This window comes from Mesorhizobium sp. M1A.F.Ca.IN.020.06.1.1 (assembly GCF_004023265.1).
Classification (GTDB): Bacteria; Pseudomonadota; Alphaproteobacteria; order Rhizobiales; family Rhizobiaceae; genus Mesorhizobium.
In genome coordinates this window covers 1-8179 of the sequence record NZ_RZSR01000176.1, presented here as the reverse complement: position 1 = coordinate 8179, position 8179 = coordinate 1, and the positions used below count along the sequence as shown (strand labels likewise).

Below are 8179 nucleotides of genomic sequence, written 5' to 3'. Positions count from 1 at the left end.
GCTTTACGAGCGCAAATACGCCGTGCCGCGCGAGTTGCACGCCATCGAGCGCACCAGACGCCTGTTCGGCCTGGCGCTGGGGTATCAGGCGGACCTCTCGACGCTCAGCTCCGGCATAGTGCCGCCGGCAGGCGGACTTTCCGGCGTCGAAGGTAAAACGGCTTTCCTGCTGCACGGCACCAGCCGCGAAGACAAGAAATGGCCGGTCGAAGACTGGGTCGAGACTGCGCGCCGATTGGTGTCGCAGCAATTTACACCGATCGTCACCTGGTCGAACGAAGCGGAGAAGCGTGTTGCCGAGGCGATCGCCGGCGCCGTGCCGGAAACGGTGCTGGTTCCGAAATCGCCGCTAGCGGATGTCGCTGCGATCCTCGGCCGGTCGACGCTCGTCATCGGCGCCGACACCGGCCTCACCCATCTCGCCAGCGCTTTCGGCCTGCCGACCGTCGCCATATTCCTGGCGACGGAGCCCGGCCTGACCGGCCCGCGCGGGCCCTATTCATCGACACTGCTGGCGCCCGCCGGCGGCAAAGTTACGCCGGCCGAAGTTATGGCTGAAGCGGAGCGGCTGCTGGCGCTTAGATCGGAAACGCCAGTCTAGGCCTCAAATAAATTGCACCTGGACGATCTCGTAACCCCGTGCGCCGCCCGGAGCGTTGACCTCGATGGCATCGCCGACTTCCTTGCCGATCAACGCGCGCGCGATCGGCGAGGAGATCGAGATACGGCCGGACTTCACGTCCGCTTCCTGGTCGCCGACGATCTGATAGGTTTTCTTTTCCTCGGTGTCCTCGTCGACCAGCACGACCGTGGCGCCGAACTTCACCTTGTCGCCGCTGAGCTTCGAAACGTCGATCACCTCGGCGCGCGCGATCAGGTCCTCGAGCTCGTTGATACGGCCCTCATTATGGCTCTGCGACTCTTTAGCCGCATGGTACTCGGCATTCTCGGACAGGTCGCCATGCGAGCGCGCTTCGGAGATCGCCTCGATGATGCGTGGACGCTCTTCCTGCTGGCGCCAGCGCAGTTCTTCCTTCAATGACGCGAACCCCTCGCCTGTCATCGGGACCTTGATCATGATGCCTGACCTTTCCTGCCACCACCCCCGCTTTTCGGGAATAGCCTTGTCGTTGGGTACAAAAAGAAAACGGTCCGGCAGCCTCGGGCTAACGGAACCGTTTCACCACAATTTCCCTGAATATAGCGATCTCCGCGCGATTTTCACGCTCAAAAATGAAGTTCAGTAAAATCACCACCGCTTTCGCAAGGCCATCCGGCGCTAAATCCGCAATGCCGCCAGCAAAAACCGGCTGCGATTGCTCGCAGCCGGCTTCGAAAAGCATCTGAGAAGAATCAGCTCCTCAGGAAACGTTCGATCTGCTCTGACAACATGCCGTATTCGCGCGAGCCTTTGCCGGTCCGCTTCTCGATTTCCTTGAGCTGCTCCTGCGCGCCGGCAAGATCGCCGATTTGCAGATGGGCCTCGCCGAGATATTCGCGCACCAGCGTGTAGTCGGGGTCGATGCGCAGCGCTTCCTCGTAATAGCCGAGGCCGACCGTGACACGGCCGGAATGGCGATGCGAATAGCCGAGATAGTTGAGAATGCGCGGATCCTGCTTGTTGGCGGCGAGCGTCAGCACCGAGATCGCCTCGTCGTAGCGCCCGGCCATCGCCAGATCGTGGCCTGCCTCGTAGATGCTGTCGTCATCCAGGATGCCGTACTGCGGCACAACGCATTTCTTCTTCTTCTTGTCCCAGACCTGACCCTTCTTGCATTGGGTGGTGGTCTGGCCGCCGCTGCCACCGCCACCGCCGCCCTCGCCGGCGGTGAATGCAGGCGCCGCGAACAGCGGCAGGCTAACGGCAGCAGCCAAGACCTGAACAAGCAAACGTCTGCGCATCGGAGCCTCCTTGAGCGTGACAACGGCAGATTAACGCCGCTTCGATGCGGTTTCATCCCGAAAACCTGTCAAAAGCCAAACTATTTGGAGGTCAGGCAGCGCATCGCCTCTGCGAACGGATGTGACGCGGGCCGCAAATCCGCTATCATCAGTCGAGCGCACGACGAGGAGAAAGGCCAGTGCAGCAGCGCCTCGAGAAGGAATGGGAGCTTTCCATCGACCCGGATACCGTGCGCCTGTTCATCCTGAAGGCCAAGGCGCTGAGCGCAGCCGTCAACGAGGACTACGACGACGGCGCCGAGCACGAGGTCGAGTTCGATGGCGACAGGCACGACAATCATCATCACGACGGCCTTGTCGAGGAGGCATCGGAAGACCTCACCGAGGAGGAATTCCGCGAGCTGATCAACGACCTCAACGTCGATGAAGCGGCCGAGCTGGTAGCGTTGGCCTGGGTGGGCCGCGGCGACTACGAAGCTTCCGAATGGGTCGACGCGGTGGCGGCCGCGCGCGAGCGCGCCAACAAGCGCACTGCAAAGTACCTGCTCGGACTGCCGCAGCTCGCCGATTGGCTGGAGGAAGGCCTGGAGGCGATCGGCGCGTAACGAACCGGTAACCGATTTTGATCGCAGCGCCGCAGCGTCCAAGGCAACCTTGCGATGCCGGGCCCGTTTCCGGCCGATGGCGAGGCTGAGCTTTTACGGATTTTGCAGACTGGCGCTGCCTTTGGCGGCGGGGATTTTGCTGGTCACGCCGGCCGATGCCAAGCATCGTCACAGGCAGCCGCTGACACCGCGCATGGAGCAGCCGTTGACGCAGCGGGCGGATCAACCACTGCGGCCGAGGAGCAAGCACCGCGTGAGACCGCGCGGCAAGCAGCAAGTCGCGCCAAAGCTGGCGCAACAGCAAACGCAGGACCAGCCGATCTTGCCCGCCGATGCTCTGGTGCCAGAACCACGGCCCGCGGAAGCGCAAAAGGCCGGCACCGCAACGCTGGAAGAGCAGAAGGCTGCCGGTCCAAAGGACGCTGACGCATCTGACCCGATCAATCAGGAAAAGTCTCGTGAGGGAAAGCGGCAGCATCCCGAGCCTTCGGCCACCGAGCCGTCAACCGACACGGAAGGCGAACCTGAGGCGCCGTCTGCGGTGCCGATTCCGACGCAACGACCCGACATCGCGGAACCGAAGCCGCCCGCTGCCGCACCGAAGCCACCTGAAAAGCCGGCTGATACCCACGACAACAAAATACTGCCCGATCCGCGCTCCGCTGAGCTGCCAGCCGACAAGATGCCGGCGGAGGAGGTTGCCTGCCGTGAGCGCCTCAAGACGCTCGGCGTCGAATTCGAGGAGCACAAGGCCGAGCACGACGCCGAGATCGGCTGCTCCATTCCCTATCCCATCGTCATGAAAACATTAGGAAAATCGATCAGTATAGGCGCCGGAGCCGAACTCAACTGCCAAATGGCGGAGGCTGCGGCACGATTTGCCGTCGAAGTCATCCAACCCGCCGCGAAGGCCGAATTTGGCGCCGATCTCAAATCGATCGGCCAGGCCTCCGCCTTTGTTTGCCGCCCGCGCAACGGTGGTGGAAAGCTTTCGGAGCACGCCTTCGGCAATGCGCTGGACATCGCGTCCTTCACACTCTCCGACGGCAGGACGATCGAGGTCGGCCCGGTGCCGCCCGAAAAAGATGCAAACTTCCTGAACACGATCCGCAAGGCCGCCTGCGGGCCGTTCAAGACGGTGCTCGGCCCAGGCAGCGATCCGGACCACGCGCTGCACTTCCACTTCGACCTCGAGCCGAGACGAAATGGCGGAACGTTCTGCCAATGAGTGGGTGCGAAGAACAGATGCCGCAATTCGGCCCCAGGCGTGAATGCCGGCGCTGATCTTTCCTTTACTCTTGCCGACTAGACTTGTGCCATCCGGGGACAGGATGCCTTTCGATGGCCGCAATATTTGGCGCCAGCCTCGCCTTGGCGCGACTAAGCACTCGTGCGCGCTCCGTTGCCGTCAGAATGACAACGGGGCTCGCAATCACAGCGGTCTCGGCCTGCACCACCGGCGATGTCTTTTCGCTGCAGCCGGCCGTCGACGTCGGCAGCCAGACCTCCGCCATGCCCGAGGCTCCGCAATATTCCGGCATGCAGAGGCTTGTTCCGTCCGATCCCTACCTGACCCAGGCAGCCTATCCGCGCATGGATGAGCCCTTGTCTTCGCCCGAGCAGATGCCGGCCGGCGAGATCGACTGCCGCAATGAACTGAAACGGCTTGGCGTCGTTTACCAGGACATCCAGCCTATCCACGAAGGCCAGTGCGGCATCGACTTCCCGGTGAAAGTTTCAGCCATCGGCAGCGTCGAGATGAAACCGGCAGCGACACTGACCTGCAACATGGCCGCGACCTTCGCCGCCTGGACCAGGAACGAGCTCGTGCCGGCAGCCCGCTGGCGCTATTTCTCCGGCGTCAGGGCGATCCACCAGGGCTCGAGCTATTCGTGCCGCAAGATCGCCGGCGAGGGCGTCTTGTCGGAGCACGGCAAGGGCAATGCGCTCGACGTCATGAGCATCGAGCTCAACAATGGCAACGACATCGACGTTCGCAAGCCTGGCCTGTTTGCGTTCCGCACCCGCGGCTTCCTCAACAATGTTCGCGCCGACGGCTGCCAATATTTCAACACGGTCCTCGGCCCGGGCTACAATTACGACCACCGCAACCACTTTCACTTCGACGTCAAGAATCGCAGGAACGGCTACCGCGCCTGCCGCTGACCTTCGGCCTACTGCCCAACCGGCCCAACACCGCATAGAGTGGGCCGGGCACAGGCTTGGGAGTGGTCTCTCGTGGGTGAGCGAAGCCTTAGGCGACGCGCGGCGATCTGGCTGGCGGCTTTCTGTGCTTTCTATCTTGGCTTTGCCTACCTTGCCGCGCCGGAATTCTGGACCTGGCGGGAGCACGGCTTCCGCACGCAGCGCTTCGAGATGGTGACGCATACGCCGCAGGGCATTCCCGGCGACCCTATCAATGTTGGACTTGTCGGCACCGAGAAGGAGGTGGTCCACGCTTTTGCCGTGGCCGGCTGGGACACGGCCGACGCCGTCACGCTCAGGACAGCGATCGACATCGGCGAGAGCGTCCTGTTCTCCCGACCCTATCCCGATGCGCCGATCAGCCGCCTGCTGTTTGAAGGCCGCGCCCAGGACCTCGCTTTCGAAAAGCCCGTCGGCGACAGCGCCGACCGGCGCCACCACGTCCGCTTCTGGCAGACAAATACCGTCGGCGATGACGGCCGCCCGCTCTGGCTGGGTGCCGCCAGCTTCGACCGCGGCGTCGGCTTGAGCCACGACACCGGTGCCATCACTCACCATATCGGCGCGGACATCGATGCCGAGCGCAACTTGCTGATCGGCGACCTCAGCACCGCAGGCATGCTGACATCGACCAGCGAGATCCCGGGGATCGGCGCGACGAAAAACGGCAGGAACGGCGGCGGCGATCCCTATTTCACCGACGGTATGGCGGTGGTTGGCGTGTTGAAGCAATTGCCCTAGCGCATCCGGCATTCTCGAAGCGGCAAACGGCGCAATTCGAAAAACGCCCAACCCGCTATTTTCGAATGCACCGCAGCAATGCTATTGACGCCGCATGCTATACGTCGAAATCGCCGTTGTGGCCGCCCTCATCCTGGTGAACGGCCTTTTGGCCATGTCGGAGCTGGCTATCGTCTCGTCGCGCCCGGCCCGCCTCAAGGCGATGATCGACCGCAATGTCAGGGGTGCCGGCCGCGCGCTGGCCCTCGGCTCCAACCCCGGCAAGTTTCTGTCCTCGGTGCAGATCGGAATCACCCTGGTCGGCGTCCTTTCCGGCGCCTTTTCCGGTGCCACGCTCGGCGAGCGACTGGCTCAATACTTGGCCTCGACCGGCATCCGCGAGAACATCGCCGACCCCATCGGCGTCGGCATTGTCGTCGCGGTCATCACCTACGCCTCGCTGATCGTCGGCGAGCTCGTGCCGAAGCAGATCGCGCTCAGGGATCCTGAGCGCGTCGCAGTCCGCGCCGCGCCGGCGATGACCATTCTCGCCAAGGTATCGGCGCCGCTCGTCTTTCTGCTCGACATTTCCGGCCGCGGGGTTTTGTGGTTGCTCGGCCAGGCCGGCGAGGCGGAAGAGAAGGTCACGGACGAGGAGATCAAGATGCTGGTCGCCGAGGCCGAGCATCACGGCACCATCGAATCCGACGAGCGCCGCATGATCGCCGGCGTCATGCGCCTTGGCGACCGCGCCGTGCGCGCCGTGATGACGCCGCGCACCGAGGTCGACTGGATCAACCTGCAATCCGACGAGGGGGCCATCAAGCGGCTCCTGATGGAGAGCCAGCATTCGCGCCTGCCTGCGGGCGACGGCAATGTCGATGCCATGATAGGGGTCATCCAGACGCGCGACGTGCTGGCCGCCCTTCTTGCCGGCAGAGTGTTGGATCCGCGCCAGCATGTGCGCACCGCGCCAATCGTCCATGATCAGGCCGACGCGCTCGACGTGCTGCAAAGGCTGCGGGAATCGGACGTGCCGATGGCGCTCGTCCATGACGAATACGGCCATTTCGAAGGCATCGTCACGCCGGCCGACATCCTGGAAGCGATCACCGGCGTCTTCCGCTCGGACCTCGACGCGGGCGAGGAAGAGAACGCGGTCAAACGCGAGGACGGCTCATGGCTGCTTGCCGGCTACATGCAGGCCGACGAGATGGCCGAGGTGCTGGGCATCGACTTGCCGGAGAACCGCGACTACGAGACGGTGGCCGGCTATGTGCTGTCACATCTGCACCACCTTCCCGCTACCGGCGAATGCGTGGACGCGCAAGGCTGGCGCTTCGAGGTGGTCGACCTCGACGGCCGGCGTATCGACAAGCTGATCGCCACCCGCCTGCCCGACGGCCACCGTCCGATGGCGCGCCGATAGCGAGCCTGGGGTCTGCCGGGTTTTCCCAACATCCATTCAGGCCAGTTCCTTGCGAAGAAAGACGCGGGCCTGCCCATCGAACCCGAACGGAACGCGGCCGAATTCCACATAACCGTGGCGGATGTAGAATCCAGGCGCCTGAAAGCTGCTTGTCTCCACGACGGCGCGTCTGCAGCCCCGCGCCTTTGCCTCTTCTTCGACGGCGGCAAGCAACCGGGCGCCGTAAGACAGACCGCGTAAATGCGCGGGCACGAAAAACATGTCCAAGAACAGAAGACCGAGTTCGGTACTTCCCCATAGGCCGCCTAAAGCTTTGCCCGAGCCATCACACAATATGGCACCTATGGGAATGCGGTCGTCCGTCCCTGTGATGGCGACGTTATAGCGGTAGAGCGCCGCGGCGGCCTCGACTTTCGCGGCTTCGTCCGTCGACAGGATGATTGGGAATTCTTGAGTCATGCGGATTTGCGCCTGCCCTGAACATGGCGAAAACGGATGAACTTCCAGCTTCGGCCGGCGTTCCGGAGAATGCTCGTCAACCTCTTCGTGTTCGGAACCTTGAAGAGAGGGTTTCCTCTTCACAAGGCGGGTTTGTCCGGGGCCGCGTGCATCGGTGCCTGCAGGACCCGTGAGCGTTTCCCGATGCTGATTGCCGGACCTCGCTTCGCTCCGATGATGTTCAATGAACCGGGTCTCGGCTTCCACGTCAGGGGCGAGCTCTACGCGGTCGACGACCGCGCCCTGGCCGGGCTTGACCGGATCGAATCCGCTGGCAAGCCCGGCAACCTGCGCGTCCCGATCGAGGTTGAGCCCATTGAAGGCGGTCCGCATGTCCTGGCGCAGGCTTACATGAAATCCCGCCGTCTCGCGGATCCCGTCCATTCGGGATATCTGGATTTCTACGACGATCGGCGTTTCAAACTTCACGCGAACGCCTAAGGTTGCGCCCGAAGGATGCCCAATTGAAATCCGACTTTCTCCAGTATGTCTGACATAAAAGCGGCAGCAGAGCGAAATCCTTGAGCGATCCTCTGTCGAACGACCGAGGCTTCCGCAAATAAAAGGGGCGGCGCAAGCGCCGCCCTTAGATGATATTTTGGGAGGATGAAGCGGCTTAAGCCGCCTGGGCTTCACTGGCGATCGCGTCGGCGGCGCGCGCCGCCTTCAGCACCTTCGCCCACCAGGCAACGTCATTGATGAGCGCCGCCGCCGCCTGGTTCAGATGTTCGATCTCTTCCAGCTTCTTGTCGCCCTGGCGGACCGCAAGGAAATCGCCCCAGGCGATGTGCACTGCCGACTTGACCGGCGCCATTTGTAG

11 protein-coding genes and 1 pseudogene are annotated in these 8179 nt (G+C 63.0%); 7 read left to right on the top strand and 5 right to left on the bottom strand.

Annotated features, from left to right (window positions below; all coding sequences use genetic code 11):
- The coding region (waaC, locus tag EOA60_RS10650; protein ID WP_128311336.1) for a lipopolysaccharide heptosyltransferase I at positions 1 to 601 on the top strand (601 nt) is incomplete at its 5' end.
- Between the two features lie 3 nt (positions 602 to 604).
- Here the strand turns inward: waaC and greA are convergent.
- The 3 genes from greA to EOA60_RS10640 all read right to left on the bottom strand — a co-directional run bounded on the left by greA (position 605) and on the right by EOA60_RS10640 (position 1902).
- A complete protein-coding gene (gene greA, locus EOA60_RS10645; RefSeq protein WP_027168132.1) occupies positions 605 to 1078 on the bottom strand; it encodes a transcription elongation factor GreA in 474 nt (157 codons plus the stop codon).
- An 88-nt stretch (positions 1079 to 1166) separates the two neighbouring features.
- Positions 1167 to 1343, bottom strand: coding sequence for a hypothetical protein (locus EOA60_RS37470; RefSeq protein ID WP_156751100.1), 177 nt, complete (start codon positions 1341 to 1343; stop codon positions 1167 to 1169).
- Positions 1344 to 1353: 10 nt separating this feature from the next.
- Positions 1354 to 1902, bottom strand: a complete 549-nt coding sequence (locus EOA60_RS10640) for a tetratricopeptide repeat protein (protein WP_095823241.1) — start codon at positions 1900 to 1902, stop codon at positions 1354 to 1356.
- Positions 1903 to 2081: 179 nt separating this feature from the next.
- Between EOA60_RS10640 and EOA60_RS10635 the strand changes: the two genes are divergently transcribed.
- The 5 genes from EOA60_RS10635 to EOA60_RS10615 all read left to right on the top strand — a co-directional run bounded on the left by EOA60_RS10635 (position 2082) and on the right by EOA60_RS10615 (position 6861).
- Entirely contained in the window at positions 2082 to 2507 is a 426-nt protein-coding gene (locus tag EOA60_RS10635) for a DUF3775 domain-containing protein (RefSeq protein ID WP_067326696.1), read from the top strand.
- Positions 2508 to 2700: 193 nt separating this feature from the next.
- Positions 2701 to 3735, top strand: coding sequence for an extensin family protein (locus EOA60_RS10630; protein WP_095823561.1), 1035 nt, complete (start codon positions 2701 to 2703; stop codon positions 3733 to 3735).
- A gap of 185 nt (positions 3736 to 3920) precedes the next feature.
- Entirely contained in the window at positions 3921 to 4673 is a 753-nt protein-coding gene (locus EOA60_RS10625; RefSeq protein ID WP_245299594.1) for an extensin family protein, read from the top strand.
- 72 nt (positions 4674 to 4745) lie between these two features.
- Positions 4746 to 5453, top strand: a complete 708-nt coding sequence (locus EOA60_RS10620; protein ID WP_067326649.1) for an LssY C-terminal domain-containing protein — start codon at positions 4746 to 4748, stop codon at positions 5451 to 5453.
- A gap of 94 nt (positions 5454 to 5547) precedes the next feature.
- The gene (locus EOA60_RS10615) at positions 5548 to 6861 is read left to right on the top strand and encodes a hemolysin family protein (protein WP_095823242.1); all 1314 of its coding nucleotides are present in this window, start codon (positions 5548 to 5550) and stop codon (positions 6859 to 6861) included.
- A 36-nt stretch (positions 6862 to 6897) separates the two neighbouring features.
- Here the strand turns inward: EOA60_RS10615 and EOA60_RS39675 are convergent, their stop codons facing one another.
- Positions 6898 to 7320: a GNAT family N-acetyltransferase gene (locus tag EOA60_RS39675; RefSeq protein ID WP_095823243.1), complete on the bottom strand. Its 423-nt coding sequence runs from the start codon at positions 7318 to 7320 to the stop codon at positions 6898 to 6900.
- Positions 7321 to 7356: 36 nt separating this feature from the next.
- Between EOA60_RS39675 and EOA60_RS10605 the strand changes: the two genes are divergently transcribed.
- Positions 7357 to 7800: a gamma-glutamylcyclotransferase family protein gene (locus EOA60_RS10605; protein ID WP_095823244.1), complete on the top strand. Its 444-nt coding sequence runs from the start codon at positions 7357 to 7359 to the stop codon at positions 7798 to 7800.
- 175 nt (positions 7801 to 7975) lie between these two features.
- On the opposite strand, the pseudogene EOA60_RS10600 reads toward EOA60_RS10605, so the two are convergent.
- Positions 7976 to 8179: pseudogene (locus EOA60_RS10600) on the bottom strand (FMN reductase); the annotation flags it as partial.